The sequence below is a fragment of the Asanoa ferruginea genome (genome assembly GCF_003387075.1).
Lineage (GTDB): Bacteria > Actinomycetota > Actinomycetes > Mycobacteriales > Micromonosporaceae > Asanoa > Asanoa ferruginea.
Genome location: NZ_QUMQ01000001.1, coordinates 3,554,083 through 3,568,442, shown reverse-complemented (window position 1 = coordinate 3,568,442; position 14,360 = coordinate 3,554,083). Strand labels below are relative to the sequence as shown.

Annotated in this window: 13 protein-coding genes; 3 read left to right on the top strand and 10 right to left on the bottom strand. The window is 71.9% G+C overall.

From position 1 onward, the window contains the following. Positions 1 to 89 precede the first annotated feature (89 nt). From DFJ67_RS16860 to DFJ67_RS16850, 3 genes are read left to right on the top strand one after another with little or no spacing between them, the layout of a single operon-like run. The gene (locus tag DFJ67_RS16860) at positions 90 to 785 is read left to right on the top strand and encodes a response regulator (protein WP_116068851.1); all 696 of its coding nucleotides are present in this window, start codon (positions 90 to 92) and stop codon (positions 783 to 785) included. Beyond that, entirely contained in the window at positions 782 to 2,191 is a 1,410-nt protein-coding gene (locus DFJ67_RS16855; protein WP_116068850.1) for an ATP-binding protein, read from the top strand. The genes DFJ67_RS16860 and DFJ67_RS16855 overlap by 4 nt, the downstream gene beginning before the upstream one ends. Continuing rightward, positions 2,188 to 2,652 carry a GerMN domain-containing protein gene (locus tag DFJ67_RS16850; protein ID WP_239097167.1) on the top strand — a complete coding sequence of 155 codons (465 nt, stop codon included), beginning with the start codon at positions 2,188 to 2,190 and terminating at the stop codon, positions 2,650 to 2,652. The genes DFJ67_RS16855 and DFJ67_RS16850 overlap by 4 nt, the downstream gene beginning before the upstream one ends. Here the strand turns inward: DFJ67_RS16850 and DFJ67_RS16845 are convergent. The 10 genes from DFJ67_RS16845 to DFJ67_RS16800 form a co-directional block, all read right to left on the bottom strand. Further along, the gene (locus DFJ67_RS16845) at positions 2,603 to 3,586 is read right to left on the bottom strand and encodes a D-alanine--D-alanine ligase family protein (RefSeq protein WP_239097169.1); all 984 of its coding nucleotides are present in this window, start codon (positions 3,584 to 3,586) and stop codon (positions 2,603 to 2,605) included. The two genes, DFJ67_RS16850 and DFJ67_RS16845, sit on opposite strands and share 50 nt — an antisense overlap. A gap of 2 nt (positions 3,587 to 3,588) precedes the next feature. Next, entirely contained in the window at positions 3,589 to 4,884 is a 1,296-nt protein-coding gene (locus DFJ67_RS16840; RefSeq protein WP_239097170.1) for an alanine racemase, read from the bottom strand. Positions 4,885 to 5,825: 941 nt separating this feature from the next. Next, positions 5,826 to 6,221, bottom strand: coding sequence for a thiol-disulfide oxidoreductase DCC family protein (locus tag DFJ67_RS16835; RefSeq protein WP_116068847.1), 396 nt, complete (start codon positions 6,219 to 6,221; stop codon positions 5,826 to 5,828). A gap of 4 nt (positions 6,222 to 6,225) precedes the next feature. After that, on the bottom strand, positions 6,226 to 7,101 hold the full coding sequence (locus DFJ67_RS16830) for an HTTM domain-containing protein (RefSeq protein WP_116068846.1): 876 nt from the start codon (positions 7,099 to 7,101) through the stop codon (positions 6,226 to 6,228). Continuing rightward, a complete protein-coding gene (locus DFJ67_RS16825) occupies positions 7,098 to 7,538 on the bottom strand; it encodes a hypothetical protein (protein ID WP_116076298.1) in 441 nt (146 codons plus the stop codon). Before DFJ67_RS16825 ends, DFJ67_RS16830 begins: the two co-directional genes overlap by 4 nt. Positions 7,539 to 7,608: 70 nt before the next feature. Further along, entirely contained in the window at positions 7,609 to 11,115 is a 3,507-nt protein-coding gene (locus DFJ67_RS16820; RefSeq protein WP_116068845.1) for an ATP-binding cassette domain-containing protein, read from the bottom strand. A gap of 122 nt (positions 11,116 to 11,237) precedes the next feature. Then, a complete protein-coding gene (locus tag DFJ67_RS16815) occupies positions 11,238 to 11,891 on the bottom strand; it encodes a hypothetical protein (protein WP_147315523.1) in 654 nt (217 codons plus the stop codon). A gap of 66 nt (positions 11,892 to 11,957) precedes the next feature. Beyond that, positions 11,958 to 13,409: a M28 family metallopeptidase gene (locus DFJ67_RS16810; RefSeq protein ID WP_116068842.1), complete on the bottom strand. Its 1,452-nt coding sequence runs from the start codon at positions 13,407 to 13,409 to the stop codon at positions 11,958 to 11,960. A gap of 55 nt (positions 13,410 to 13,464) precedes the next feature. Then, a complete protein-coding gene (locus tag DFJ67_RS16805) occupies positions 13,465 to 13,839 on the bottom strand; it encodes a nuclear transport factor 2 family protein (RefSeq protein ID WP_116068841.1) in 375 nt (124 codons plus the stop codon). Between the two features lie 30 nt (positions 13,840 to 13,869). Further along, positions 13,870 to 14,328 (bottom strand): hypothetical protein, encoded by a 459-nt coding sequence (locus DFJ67_RS16800; RefSeq protein ID WP_116068839.1) that lies wholly within the window; start codon positions 14,326 to 14,328, stop codon positions 13,870 to 13,872. Positions 14,329 to 14,360: the final 32 nt, after the last annotated feature.

Sequence of the window (14,360 nt, the reverse complement as noted above, 5' to 3'; positions counted from 1 at the left end):
CGTCACGCTACGCGTTGGTAGCCCTGTGGCGTGGGTAAACGGCGAACACGCGCGCGAGTCGTCTCGGCGCGTAATGCGATAGTTGTTCCATGTCCCGGGTGCTGCTGATCGAAGACCATCACACCGTGCGGGAAGGTCTGCGGATCGCGCTCACGCGCCAGGGGCACTCGGTCGACGCGTTCGACAGTGGCGAGCGGGGCCTGGCCCACCTCTCGTCCGCGAGCGCCGACGTCGTCGTACTCGATCTGATGTTGCCCGGGATGGATGGTTTCGAGGTCTGCCGCCGGATCCGGGCGAGCCAGGACCTGCCCATCATCATGCTCACCGCCCGCGACGACGACATGGACGTGGTCGCCGGGCTCGAGGCGGGTGCCGACGACTACGTGGTCAAGCCGGTGCAGGCCCGGGTGCTCGAGGCCCGGATCCGCGCGGTGCTGCGGCGCAGCAGCGGTCGCGCCGCTTCGGAGCACACGGCCGAAGAGCGGCACGGCGACCTGACCATCGACCGGGCCGCGCTCGTGGTCCGGCTGTCCGGGGAGTTGGTCAGCCTGGCACCGACCGAGCTGCGGTTGCTGCTGGAGCTCTCCGCGACTCCGGGCCGGGTGCTCAGCCGCCAGCAGCTCCTCGAAGCGGTCTGGGAACAGGGCTACCTCGGCGACTCGCGGCTGGTCGACGCGTGTGTGCAGCGCCTCCGGGCAAAGATCGAAAAAGACACCACCGCGCCGGTGTACGTGCAGACGGTGCGCGGCTTCGGCTACCGCTTCGGCCCCGTGGTTCCGCGGTGACCGGTTGGGCGCTCGGGTTGCGCGGGCGGCTGCTGCTCGCGTTCGCGGTGCTCGGCCTGACCACCACCGCGCTGGTCGCCGGGGTCAGCTACTGGCAGGCCCGCACGGTGATCCTCCAGAAGGCGCAGGACGCGGCCGTGGAGTCGCTGGTCGACGAGGTCAGCCGGCTGGTCCCGGTGCGCGAACTGCCGCCCAGCCAGGCCGAGCTCGAGTCGATCGCCAACATCGTCTCGTCGGGCCCGGACCCGGCGCTGGTGCGCTACCGCGACCTGTCCGCGGGCAGCGGGCTCACGATCTCCGACATCCCGCCGAAGCTGAGCAGTGCGGTCGGCGACGGCCGGGTGGTCTGGCAACGCATCTCGGTCAACGGCATGCCGGTCCTGGCCATCGGCACCGAACTGATGGCCAACCAGCCCGGCGGCGGCACCGAGCCGACCGGGATCGAGATCTACCGCGCGCACCCGCTCGCCGAGGAACGGCACAGCATCGACCAGCTGGCCGCGCTGGCCTGGTCGACGGGCGCGGCGTCGCTGCTGCTGGCGGTGCTGCTCGCCCTGCTCGCGGCGCGCGGCGTGCTGCGGCCGGTGAGCGAGTTGGGCCGGGCCGCCCGCCGCCTCGGCGAGGGAGACCTGAAGACCCGCGCGGCTGTGCGCGGCGGCGACGAGTTGGCCGGGGTGGCACAGATCTTCAACCAGACCGCCGAACGGCTGGAGCGGCAGGTGGGCGAGCTGCGCCGGATGGAGGCCGACGCCCGGCGCTTCGTGGCCGACGTCTCGCACGAGTTGCGCACCCCGCTGGCCGCGATGACCGCGGTGACCGACCTGCTCGACGAGGAGTCGGCGAAGCTGCCCGGCGACGCGGGCAAGGCCGCGCGCCTGGTCAGCCAGGAGACGCAGAACCTGGCCCAGCTCGTCGAGGACCTGATCGAGATCAGCCGGTTCGACGCCGGCACGGCGGCGCTGTCGGTCGACGACCTCGACATGGCCGCCGCGGTGCGGGCCACCCTGCGCTCCCGCGGCTGGACCGACCAGGTGGTGGCCAACCTCCCGGACGGCGTCTCGGCCCGGCTCGACCCACGCCGGCTCGACGTCGTGGTGGCCAACATGGTCGGCAACGCACTGCGGCACGGCGCTCCCCCGGTGACCATCGACCTGCGAGCCGACCGCGGCTGGGTGGTGGTGACGGTCGCCGACGAGGGCCCCGGCCTCGCGCCGGACGTGCTCGCGCACGTCTTCGACCGGTTCTACAAGGCCGACAGCGCCCGCGCCCGCTCCGACGGCGCCGGGCTGGGGCTGGCCATCGCCCTGGAGAACGCCCGCCTGCACGGCGGCAACCTGGTGGCCGGCAACCGCGCGCCGCACGGCGCCACCTTCACCCTGCGCCTGCCCCAGGACGGTGTCCGATGAACCGGCGACCAATCGCGATGGCCGCGCTGCTCGTCACGTTCGTGCTGGCCGGTTGCGGCGTCCGGCCCAGCGAGGTGATCAGCGGCGGCCCGGCTCCAGCGAACACGATCAGCGGCGTACGCCTCTACCTCATCTCCGACGGCCAGCCCACCCTGGTCGCGCGGGCGCTCAAACCGTTGCAGCAGCCGGCCGACATCGTCGACCTGCTCGCCGCGGGCCCGACCGCGACCGAGCGCGACGCCGGTTTCACCAGCGAGGTGCCGGCCGGCATCGCACCGGCGAAGGTGTCCAACGACGGCACGACCACGTCCGTCGGGCTCTCGACCGACGTCGCCACTCTGTCGGTGCTCGCGGTCAACCAGATCGTCTGCACCGTGCAGGCCTCGGTCGCCGACGGCCCGGTGACGCTGGTCAGCGTGGCACACCGCCGGGGACCGCTGACCTGCCCGACCTACCCTTGACCGCGCCGGCGATCAGGATGTCGAGCAGTTCCGCATAGCCGATCCCGGCCCGCTCCCAGATCTGCGGATACTGCGACGCGCTCGTGAAGCCCGGGAACGTGTTGACCTCGTTGACGACTGGTTCGCCGCCGTCCGGCAAAAAGAAATCGACTCGGATCAGCCCGCGGCAGCCGAGCGCGTGGAACGCCCGGATCGCCCGGTCCTGCAACGCCTCGGTGGTGCTCGCCGGCAGGTCCGCCGGGATCTGAAAACGCGCGCCGCCGCCATACTTGGCGTCGTAGTCGAAAAACCCCGCACCAGTCACGGTGATCTCCAGCGGCGGCCCGGCCTCGACCCGCCCATCGGGGTGTTCCAACACCGCGACGTCAACCTCGCGCCCGTTCACCGCAGGCTCGATCAGCACCTTGCTGTCGAACATCCGGGCGACGGAAAGCGCCTCGGGAAGCTGCCACCACGCGTCGACGCGGGACACGCCAAGGCTCGACCCGGCCCGCGCGGGCTTGACGAACACGGGCAGCCCCAGCCGCTCCTGGTCGGCCGGCGTCGGATGCTCGCCTGTCCGTAGGGTGACCCCCGCGGCAATGCGCAGCCCATCGGCGGCGAGCAACGTCTTGGTGACCGCCTTGTCCATCCCGGCAGCGCTGGCCAACACCCCGTTGCCCACATAGGGAACGCCGATCCACTCCAGCACGGCCTGGACGGTGCCGTCCTCGCCATAGGGCCCGTGCAGGGCCGGAAAGACCACATTCTGATCGGCGAGAACATCGAGCGCGTCCGCGAACCGCACCGGAACGCCGTCGACGTGCCACTGCCCATCCCGCCCGATCAACACCTCGGTGACCCGATAGGCCGGCCCAAGGTTGGCCAGGATGCTGGCCGCCGACTTGCGGGAAACCTCATGCTCGCCGCTCCGCCCACCAAAAAGCACCGCGATCCTCACGCCGCCACCCCCTTGAAACGGCGAACCACGCGGGCGCCGATGCCGGTCAACACCTCGTTGGGATTCGTCCCGGCCCACCGGGCCCAGTCGGCGACGGTCGGCTCATCCGGCCCAGGGCCGAAGAGCGTGACCGGATCACCGAGCCGCACCGCCCGGTCCCCGACATCGACAACGCACTGATCCATCGCGATCCGCCCGACAACCGGGCAACGCGCGCCACCCACCCAGACCGAAGCCCGCCCCTCGACCGACCGGGGAAGCCCATCGGCAAACCCCACCGGCACCAGGGCAAGCGTGGTGGCCACGGCGGTAACGTGGTCGCCGCCATAGGAAACCGCGGTGCCGGCCGGCACCCGCTTGAGGTTGACCACAATGGAGCGCAACGTCATCGCCGGCCGCAGCATCGCTCCGATCGGCGTCTGGCGGCCATTGACGGTGATCCGCGTTTGCCGGGCGCCTGCCGCGATCGGCACGTGTCCAGCGCTGGCGTTGGTCGGCGTTGACCCGGCCTCGGCCGACGGCAGCGGAGCAGCCTGGTCGGGGCCGTCGAACGGGTCGACGCCGTAGAGCGCGAGGCCGATGCGGCAGATGTCGAACCGCGTCGCGGGTTGAGTGAGCGCGGCGGCGGAGTTGGCGAGGTGCAGCAACACGGGGTCGAGCCCAGCGCTGCGGGCGACCCGCACCGCGGTCCGGAACGCGGTCACCTGGCGCCGGACGAGCGCCGAGCCAGGCCGGTCGGCGTCCGCGAGATGCGACCAGATGCCGCGGACCCGCACGCTGCCGGCCGACTCGTAGGCGCGGGACAGCGCAACGAGATCGGCCCAGTCGCTGCCGCGGGCGCCGTTGCGGGACAGCCCGGTGTCGACCTTGAGCTGCACCATCGCGGGCTGGCCACGGCGGGCGGCCGCCGCGGCCACCGCACGCAGGTGCGGAATCGTGGAGACACCGACGTCGATGCCGGCGGCCAGCACCGGGCCGAAGTCTTCGTCGGGGCGGTGCAGCCAGCTCAGCACGGGCGCGGTGATGCCTGCGGCCCGCAGCGCCAGCGCCTCGGCCGACGAGGTGACGCCGAGCCAGGTCGCGCCGGCGGCGAGCGCCGCCCGGGCGACCGGCACGGCGCCGTGCCCGAAGCCGTCGGCCTTCACGACGGCCATCACGTCGGTGCCGGCGACCGCGGCGACCGTCCGGACGTTGGCGGCGATCGCGCCGAGGTCGATCTCGGCGATGGCGAGCGGTTCCGTAGCCCCGGCTTCAGCCAGCGCCGCGCGGGGCGCGGCAGTCGGATGGGTGATCACGCGGCCGACGGTGCCAGCGCGATGTCCGGGTGCCATCCCCGGAATGTCACGAACCCGTAATAGCCAGAGGTCAGGAGGTTGCCGAGCGTGTCGGCCCGGGTCCGGGTGGCTCTTTTCGGGCTACATGTTTTGGCATGTGCCTACATACCAAAACATGTACGGGCCGAAAGTCACCTGCCCGCGGACCGCGGCTCGCGCCGGACGCGTTGCGGCCTGTCCCGTCGCCGCCCGGCGGACAACGCGCCGGAGGGCACCGGCGCTGCCGCGCGGGCTGGTCGCCGCGTCGGCGAAGGCGGGTCAAGGCGGCGGGTCGCCGCGTCGGCGAAGGCGGGTCAAGGCAGCGGCTCGCCGCCACGCAGCCGGGTCAGTCGCGGTCGCCGGGGAGCCAGGCCGCCGGTCGACGCGCAGCAGGGTCAAGGCAGCGGGTCGCCGCCACGCAGCCGAGTCAAGGCGGCGGCTCGCCGCCACGTAGCCGGGTCAGTCGCGGTCGCCAGGGAACCAGGCCGCCGGTCGACGCGCAGCGGGATCAAGGCTGCGCGTCGCCGCGCAGGGGGCGGCTCGCCGCCACGCAGGCGGGTCAGTCGCGGTCGCCAGGGAACCAGGCCGCCGGTCGACGCGCAGCGGGATCAAGGCTGCGCGTCGCCGCGCAGGGGTGGGCTCGCCGCCACGCAGGCGGGTCAGTCGCGGTCGCCAGGGAACCAGGCCGCCGGTCGACGCGCAGCGGGCTCAAGGCAGCGGGTCGCCACCACGCAGCCGGATCAAGGCTGCGCGTCGCCGCGCAGGGGCGGCTCGCCGCCACGCAGGCGGGTCAGTCGCGGTCGCCGCGGAACCAGGCCGCCGGGGCCCGCGCACAGCGGGGTCAAGGCGGCGGGTCGCCGCCACGCAGGCGGGTCAGTCGCGGTCGCTGGGAACCGGGCCGGCGGTCGCGGCGCGGCGGGCTAGGCGGTCGGGTGTTGGCGGGCGGGCGAGTCGGCGGGGATCGCGCAGGCCGCGGTGCCGCCCGGGAGGCGGTGGCGGTTGCGCGCGACCCAGCGGTAGGCGGGCCAGGCGAGCGCGGTCACCGGGCGCAGGTCGAGTAGCCGGCCGGCCAGTCGCCACACCGGGCCGCTGGAGCGGAGTAGGCGGGCGATCGCCACCGGGCCGCCTGCGGGCTCGCCGTGTTCTGGCACCCACTGGACCGCCTCGATGCACTCCGCGCGGGTCAGGCCCAGGGCGTCGAGGTTGGCGAACTGCCACGGGATGACCGTCGCGGTGGTGTTGATCCGGCGCTCGATGAAACGGGCGCACATGGTGCAGAAGGCGCAGTCACCGTCGTACACGAATGTGTCGGTCATGCCTTCAACCTCCGCCTGACTCGACTGGCACCGGTTCTAGCGTATCCACGACCTGGCGGCGGGTCGCCGCGCGGCGGAGCCAGATGATCGGGCGTATGCGTTCCAGGGGCAGGAAAGAGGTGAGCGCTACCAGGTGGGGGGCGAAGGAGATGGAGATGGTCGCGAACGACAGCAGGTGGAACGAGTAGAAGAAGGCGACCGCGGCGTAGCGGTTGCGGCCTCGTAGGGCAAAGATTAGCGGGCTCAGGGCCTCGAAGGTCACCATGCCGATCTGGGCCGCGATCATCAGATAGGGGACGCTGGCGATCAGGTCGGCGAAGTCGGAGCCGCGGCGGATGAAGGCGCGGGCCAGCACCGAGCCGGTCATCCAGCCGAGGCCGCCGAACCGGATCTTCGCCCACGCCGCCAGGAAGTAGGTGGCTACCACCGCGAGCTGGATCATTCGCAGGGCCCAGCCGGCCGCCTCGCTCGGCTCGCGGTCGCCGTGCCGGGCGCGGCCCACCGTGGGCAGCACGGCCAGCGCGATGAGGAAGGCGAACCGGTCGTGGTCGACCTTGCCGTAGCTCATCGCGATGATCAGCCACTCCAGGTAGAACCCGCAGACGAGCCAGCCCAGCAACCGCGGGAAGCGGCCGGTCGCGGCCAGCGGCGCGAGCACCAGCAGGGTCCAGAAGACGACGTTGACCAGCGTGCCGTCGGGCGCCGGTAGGTGCAGCACCCGGCCGATCCACAGTGGTTGGTATAGCTCGGTCGGCACGTCGCCGCGGGTGCGCACCCAGGAGCTGTAGACCAGCAGGTCGAAGACGATGAACAGGTAGGTCAGCGTGCGCAGCGCGGCTACCCGGCCGCGCGGTGCCGCCTCGAACAGCCAGGACCTCATGCGGGCCGGTCCCAGACCGCGCGGACGTCGTCCCACCAGCGGCCGGTCGCGCTGCTGTTGTGAATCTCGTGCTCGCGCACGATCAGCGCGACCTTGACCAGTGGTGGTGCGCCGGGGTTGAGCCGCTGGTAGCTGTCGGCGATCCGGGCCAGCCGCGAGGGGTCGTCGACGTAGGCGCCTTCCTGGCCCTCGATCTCGGCGCGGCGTACGCCGGCGTTGCGCTCGGCCAGCACGATCACGCGGCCGGTGCTGTCGGTGCCCTCGACGCGGGTGTCGGGTGCCGGCTCGTTGGGGCCGTTGACGCCCGCGTACATGCTGAATGGTCCGAATGGGAACTTGTCGTCCTGTCCCCAGACGGTGCCGGCCAGCAGCAGGGCCACGCCGACGACGGCGGCGATGACCCGGGTGGCGCGAGCGGTCGTCGTCAGCTCTGCCATCAAAACCCCCGTGCTCGTGCCGGCCATGAAGATAGCCCACGTAGTTCAAAGCACGTTGCCCCTGACGTCATCACCCGGCCAGGTGACTCCACCGCCGCGCCAGGTCGTGCCACGTGCCGCTGGCCGCGACCGTGCCTTCGACGAGCACGATCACATGGTCGGCCTGGGCGAGCGCGGCCTGCTTCGAGGTCGAGCCGATCACCGTGACGCCGGTCGCCCGCAGCGCGTGCCACAGGTCGAGCTCGGTCGTCACGTCGAGCGCCGACGAGACGTCGTCGGCGATCAGCAGCTCGGTCCGTGGCGCGAGCGCGCGGGCCAGCGCGAGCCGCTGGAGCTGGCCGCCGGAGAGCCGCGTGCCCTTGTGGCCGATCAGCAGGCCGAGCCCGCCGCCGGCCGCCGCGAGGTCGTGGGAGAGCTGTGCGATGGTGACCGCCTTCTCCGCGTCGACCTGGTGGCCGAGCTGGATGTTCTCGGCGACCGTGCCGGACAGCACGCGCGGTAGCTGGCCGACGTAGCCGACCTGGTTGGGGCGCAGGAACACCTCTGGCTCGGTGACCGGCTCGCCGTTCCAGCGCAGCGCGCCGGTGTGGTGCACGATGCCGGCCATCGCCCGGAGCAGCGACGACTTGCCGGCGCCGACCGGGCCGACCACCAGCACGAGCTGGCCGCGCTCCACGGTCAGGTCGACGTCGCGAACGCCGAGCGTGCCGTCTTCGTGGATGGCGGTGAAACCGCGCAGCTCGAGCTCGCGCAACGGGGTGCGCGGCGCGGTGACCGGCGCCGGCGCGCTGCCGAGCGAGATGTCGACACCGGGCACCTCGGCCGAATAGTCGGCCCGGCCGGCCATCGCGGCCGTGCGCCGGGTCCACACCCGGGCCGAGGGGAGCTGCGAGACCAGGGCCGCGGTGGTCCAGGCGAACCAGCGGGCGGCACCCAGCGTGGCCACGGCGACCAGGGTGGCGCCGCCGGAGAGGCCGCCGAACAGGTAGAGCGCCCAGGCGCCGATCGGCAGCAGGCCACTGACCATCGACGGCGTCGACCGGGCCAGCACCTGCGTGGAGATCTCGCGCCGTTGCCGGTCGCTGCGGACCAGATCGAGACGGGCCAGATGGGCCAGCACCGGTTGGGTCGCGCCGGCCAGCTTGACCGTGCGGGCGGCTGAGAGCGAGGAGACCAACCCGGTGGCGAAGGCGGCCCGGGCGGCGACGGTGCTGCGGGCCAGTTTCTCCAGCCGGCCGCCGAACGCCGTCGCCACGACTCCCGAGACCAGCACGGTGGCGAGGAAGAAGCCGGCCGGGACCAGCGACCCGGAGACGAGGGTCATCGAGACCAGCAGGAAGACGCAGAGGGTCTGGTCGACGAGGTGGTCGGCCATCAACACGACGCGTTCGGTGTCGCCGGCCTGCGCGACGACCTCGGCCGGGGTGTATTTGCTGACCCGGCGGGCACCTGTCTGGCCGTGCAGCAGGCGCAGGCTGATCCGCAGCATCTGGCGGACCCACCACTCCGGGTACCAGACGGAGCTGACATAAGGCATCGGGAGGTAGATCAGCAGGCCGGCGATGATGCCGATCGACGGCCAGAGCAGGCTGCCGGTGCCGTCGACCAGGTTGGCGAACAGGTAGGGCAGCACCGAGCCGTCGAGGCCCAGCAGCGTCATGCCGCAGAAGACGACCAGGCCGGCGAGGCCGAAGCGCGGGTCGTTGGTCATCAGCCGCAGGATCTCGCGGAGCGTGCCGGGTCGGGCCGGCTCGGTCAGCGGCGGTGGGTCGGCCTTCGGCGGCACCACCATGGCGGCGGCCGGTTGGGGCGGCTGCGGAGCTTCGTCGCCGACCACCCAGTCGTCGTCTTCGGGGCGGTCGGCGAGGGCGACGCCGCCGGCGCTGGCGGGCGCGGCCGTGGTGGTGGCGGCCCGGCTGCGCGCCATCAGAGCGGCGAACCGCTCGGACTCGTGCAGCGGACCGGCTTCGAGCAACTCGCCGTCGGCGAGCACGACCACTTCGTCGCAGCGGCGCACCGAGGAGAGCCGGTGGGCGATCACGATGCCGATGCGGTCGCGGAGCAGCCGCTGGGTGGCCTGCTGCACCCGGCCCTCGGTCACCGGGTCGAGCCGCGCGGTCGCCTCGTCGAGGATCACCACGTGTGGGTCGCGGACCAGGATCCGGGCGAACGCGACAAGCTGCTCCTGCCCCGCGGACAGCACGTTGCCGCCCTCGCCGAGCCGGGTCTCCAGCCCGTTGGGCAGCTCGGCGACCCACGACGTCAGGCCGAGCTGGTCGAGGGCCGCGCCGGCCCCGTCGATCAGGTCGGGGTCGAAGAGCGCCACGTTTTCCGCGAGCGTGCCGGCCAGGATCTCGGTGCGCTGCGGCACGATGGCCACCCAGCGCCGCAGCCCATCGAGGTCGATGTCGACCAGGTCGGTGTCGCCGAGGAAGACGGTGCCGCGGGGCACGTCGACCGAGCGGGTGAGCACCTTGGCCAGGGTGGACTTGCCCGACCCGGTGCGGCCGACCACCGCGTAGGACCGGCCGCGGACGAACGAGAGCGTGACGTCGCGCAGCGCGGCGGGCCGCCCGGTGGCCTCGGCCGCCGGGTATCGGAAGGTCAGCCCGCGCACGGCGATGTCGGCGTCGGGTGGCTCGCTGCCACCGACCGGCTCCTGCTGGGAGGCCTTGAGCAGCAGCACCCGGCCCCAGGCACCGAGCGCGTTCTGCAGCTCGGGGACCATCCGGCTCATGTGCTCGACGATCGCGGCGAACCCGATGACCAGCAGCCAGATCGCGGTGAGCCGGGCGCCGTCGATGCGGCCGGTGGTCAGCGCCCAGACCCCGCCGAGCACGGCGACACCGACACCGACCCGCATCACGGCGACGGCCCAGGTGGTGACCTTGGCCGAGAGCCTCCAGACGATGCGGGCCAGGCGCAGCACCTCGCGCGAGCGGTTGGCGAACAGCCGCAGCACGTAGGGGCGGGCCAGCGAGGTGCGTACGTCGTCTTGACCGTGGATGGACTCTTCCATCACGGCGGCCAGGTCGGACCAGGCCTCTTCCTCGGCCATCCGGGCCGGCGCGATCCGCCCGGTCGGCTTGGCCAGCCACAGCACCAGGATCGTGGCGAGCACGAGCATGCCGAGGCCGGCCGGCCACCACACCACCAGCGCGGTGATCACGGAGACCAGCCCGCTCACCACGGACTGCACCACCCGGATGCCACTGCCCCGCAGGTCGCTGCCGATCTGGTAGACATCGCCATCGATCCGGTCGAGCAGCTCGCCGACCGGCGTCGACTCGAGCCGCGGCAACTCCTGCCCGAGCGCGACCCGGCACAGCCGCCGCCGCACGTCGGCCGTCCAGTCGGCACTGAGCCGGGCCATCAACAGCCCGGTGGCGGTGTCGCTGAGCACGGCGGCGACCAACGCGGCGGCGAGCGCGACGAAGGCCGGCATCGAGTGGTTGACGAGCACCGGCCCGGACAGCGCCGCGGCCAGCGCGAGGCCGACGGCGTTGACCAACACGAGCACGGCCACGACGGTGGTCCGGATCGGTGAGGTCGACCAGAGGTCGCGGAACAGAGGCATCGGCGCGCATCCCCGGGTAGGCGAACCTCCAGCCTGCGATGGATCCGCCGCAGGCTCAACGCATTTAGCGCGGCGACCCGCACTCGATCATGGTGATGCGCGTCGCACCCGATCCGGTCAGGTCAGGTCACGGTGAGCACGACGGCGACGAGGGTCAATGACAGAGCCGACACCAGAAACAACCGTTGGGTACGCATGAGCCGGTCCGTAATCTCGTCGAGCCTCGCCCGCGCGGTGCCGTCCGCCCAGTGGACGTGGCCGAGCCGCCGCCCGCCGGGTGCGGGGGCGGCGATCTCGACGACGCCGGCTACGACGACCGCCGTGTCGGCGTCGACGACGTATTCGGTCCGGCCACCGCCGGCTGAGTAATCGCGAGAGAACGCCTGTCGCATCATCCGCTCGTGCCCGCCGAGCAGCCAGCGGCGGCCGAGGGCCGGAGCGATCTCCACCCGGGCGCCGGCGTCGTGGAGGTTCGCATCGCCCGACTGCTCGCTCGTCGTGAGGTATTCGAACCGTTCGGAGCTGTGGTGGACCATCGTGGTGACCTCGTCTTCCCACCAGACGCAGCGGACACCAGACCACGGGCCTGTGAGCAGGGGCGGCCCGCCGGCGGTGCGGCCGGCAACCACCACGGCCGTGCCGGGTTCGGCGTCGGCGACCTCCGCGATGGACAGCACCGGTCGACCCGCGATCCGCAGCCGGCGTAGCCAGGCCCGCCAGGTGAGGCCGGTGAACAGCACCGCGAACCCGTAGGCGAAGACGACGAGCACTGTCACTGTCTCAGGGTCGCCGTCCCGCGCAAGCCGCGCCACCGGGATGGCGGCGCGGCTTGCGGCGGTGCTTCACGTGCCGGGCACCGGGAACGCGACCGGGCTGCGGTTGCCGTCGCGGTCGTAGGCGCGGACGCCGAAGAAGACGCTGTCCTTGGACAGGTTGACGGTCGCCTCGGTGACGTCGCCGACGTCGATGACCGTGGTCCAGTTGTCTTCGCGCGTCTCGCGCCAGACGATCTCGTAGCCGGCCAGGTCGGGCTCGGTGCCGCGGGGCCAGCGCAGTTGGGTGTCGTTGGTCAGGTTGGTCGTCACGATGATGACGCCCTTGGGGGTGCCCGGAGCCTGGGCCAGCGACCAGACCGTGGCCAGGTTGACCCGGGCGACCCGCGCGATGAAGGCGAAGTCGCAGAACTCGGGCAGGTCGCCGAACTGGACACCGTTTTCGACGCGGACGTCCTGGTGCTGGTGCGCGTAATCCTCGTTGGGCTCGGTGAAGCGGCCCGCCGGGTAGCCGCGCTCCAGGAACGAGATCTGGTCGCTGCCCCGCAGGTAGCGGTCGCGGCGCCAGACGACGCGCACGTGCATGCCGGTCTCGTCGTTGTCGGCCACGGAGTCGACGAAGCGGGCCAACTGCCGGGTCGCCGAGTCGTTCTCGCCGCCGACCGCGCGCCGGGTGTTGCCCTGCGCCGCCGTCTCCGAGGTGGGCACGCCCTCGGCGAACAGGCGGATCACGCGCGGCTCGCGGGTGCCGTCGTCGGCCCGGCTCGCGCCGACGATGTCGTTGCTGAACATGCCCTGGACGTCGGTGCCGGCGTCTTTCATCGTCTGGGCCATGAAGATCGAGCCGTAGAGCCCCTGCTCCTCGCCCGCGACCGCGCCCAGCACCACCGTCGACTCGAGCGGCCGGCCGGCCAGGACGCGAGCCAGCTCCAGCAGGACCGCGACGCCGGACGCGTCGTCGTCGGCACCCGGTGAGTCGTCGGTGAAGTTCATGACGTCGGTGATCCGCGAGTCGTAGTGCCCGGTCAGCACGTAGACCCGCTCGGGCGTGACGGTGCCGCGCAGCGTGGCGATCACGTTGGTGATCACCGTCGGGGTCGGCACCCGGGGCGAGACCGGCTGGGTGAACGACTGCTTCTCGACCGTCATCCGGCCGCCGGACCTGGCGGCGATGCGGCTGAACTGGTCGAACAGCCAGTCGCGGGCCGCGCCGATGCCGCGCACCGGGTCGGTCTGGGTGGAGAGCGTGTGGCGGGTGCCGAACGCGGCCAACCGGCGCACGTCGGCCTCGATGCGGTCGGCGTCGACCTCACCGAGCGCCCGGCGCAGCGCCGAACTCGGACGTTGTGCACCCAGTCGCCGACCCGGACCGACAACCGGCGGGTCGCTCCACCGGCCGTCGGCCTGCGCGGGTTGCGCGCCCACCAGCGGAACGGCAGCGGCGGCGGTAACAGCGGATGCGGACAGGAACGCCCGGCGGGTGGCCGTGGGTCGTTCCTGGCTTTCCCGGTTTTCTCCCATTCCAGGAATCATCGTCTTCGATCAATGCCGTGTAAACCGGCAGACATAGATCACCTCAATAACGCTCCACCAGGTGTGCGCGGCCCGCAGGCGGCTCATAGGCCTCCGGCCAGAAATCGGTGATCGAGCTGATGAGGCCGGCGTCGTCGAGCTCGAAGAAGGTGAGCGCCTCAGCCGGGTCGCCGTCGGCGGTGAAGTGGCACCAGGTCGCGGCGTGCCGCAGCTCGCCGACGACCCGGTGCACGGTCAGCTGCCAGTCACCCGGATATTCCACATTGAACTGAAGGTAGGTCGCCTTGCCCCGGATGCGCTCCCGGGTCTGCGGCAGCTCATAGACGACGTCGTCGGCGAGCAGCGCACCGAAGGCGGACCACTCGCGGGCCTCGGCGGCGGCCCAATAGGCGAGCGCGGTCGCCGTGGGGTTCGTCATGCCCCGAAGTCTCCCAGCGGGGTATGACAATCAGCCCGTGCGCGTGAAGTCGGCCGTCCAGTTGGTCTCCCACGTCTCACCCTTGTCGACCGAGAACGCCTGCTCCCAGCGCAACGTGTTGGCGGTGATGTCGGACCACTTGAAGCGCACGGTGATCGGCCGGCCTTCGTAGTCTTCCTCGGCGGTGAACACGCCGACCCCGGAGTCGTCGAACCGGCCGACCACCGGCGGCAGCGAGATCCCGGTGCGGCTGCTCGTCCAGTAGAGCGACCATTCGTCGGTCGCCGCGTCATACAGCCGCAAGGTGACGCCGGCGAAACCCTGCGAGGGAAAGGTCACCTCGTCGATGTTGCCGGCGCCGTCGAAGACGCTCCAGCAGCGGGTGATCCCCTCGAACTCATACCAGTCGGTGCTGCCGACCAGAATCCCGCGCAGCCGGCGCTGCACCGAGGTCCACGTACCCACGAAGAAGTTGAAGTCATTGCTCATGCGCGAAAGTTAATGGCACTCCCCTGACAACC